This window comes from Pseudomonas sp. GW821-FHT09H03 (genome assembly GCF_059415945.1).
In genome coordinates, this window is the sequence record NZ_JBWKOF010000038.1 from 1 (window position 1) to 1,093 (window position 1,093).

General features: G+C 62.9%; 1 protein-coding gene. It reads right to left on the reverse strand.

The window, feature by feature from the left end; translation table 11 throughout:
* A partial coding sequence (locus AC07OG_RS26310; RefSeq protein WP_495068509.1) for an SH3 domain-containing protein occupies positions 1 to 1,093 on the reverse strand: 1,093 nt, incomplete at both ends.

Consider the following 1,093-nt stretch of genomic DNA (forward strand, 5'->3'; position numbering starts at 1 on the left):
GGCTTTTCATCGGCCCTTGATTACTTTTCTCGGCCAAGGGGCGAAAGCGCTCGCGTTGTCCTTCGTTAAAACGGCCGACAGCACTGAAAAACGACGCCATTTCATGTCGCGGCGTGCTGTAGTCGAAAATCACCTCATAGCCTTCCCACGACCACGGGCTGACCCATGGGGTGGCGTCGACCTCTTCGCACACCCAGCCGTCGAGCAAGTTGTGGTCCGCATCGTGCAGCAGCCCGTCCAGGCGATACCAGTTGCGTGCCTTGCGGTAATCGGTCGCTGGCACGTGGATTCTTCCCTCCGCAGGCAGGCCGTCCAGAAGGCTCTTGGGGACTAACAGGTCGGCGGCGCTGCGTGGGCTGGCATCACTCGCCGCCTGCAGGCGCGCGGCCGTGACCCATTCTTCATGAGGCACCACCGGTGTGCCCTTGACCAGCTTCAGCCAGGTGCGCTCTTTCGCGGGCAAGCGCTTTGCCCAGTCCCGACTGGCGTCGAGAAACAAGTCGACGTCATCGCCGGTGAACACTTCCAGGTGGAGTTTTTCCTCCGGTCGATCCGCGCCCATGCTCTGATACTCGCCGATGTGACCGATCGAGGCGCCGGCCTGGATCGGCACCGGCTGGTCGAGCACCACGACGCGGTCGGTGGCCAGCGGTGCGAGCTCGCTTTGCAGTGAGGCAAAATGCACATACTGGTTGACGCGTTCCAGCTTGCGAAAATCGCCCTCGCCACTGACCGTGACGACCGAGCCGGTCGGCAACTCAAAAAGAACCTTACTCGTCAGGCTCGGCCCGGCGCGAACATTCACCGCCGGTTCCGACGAGGTGATGCGGTACTCGTTGTCCCTGACGGGTCGCAGCAGCTTGACGGCGATGTAACCAGCCAGCGTCCCGTCGGCGGTGATCAGGACGGCCGGACCGAGGCGATTTTCCAGTTTGCGATAGGCCCCCGAGCCACTAACGGTCACCAGCGCACCGCGCGGCAGAAGGTCAATGATCTTGCCCTGGGTAGGCTGGTGACGCACGTTCAGGCCGCGCTGTTCCAGCGGACCGGGGCGAACATCTTTGGCGGTTTGTGGTACCCGCAGGGTCGGACT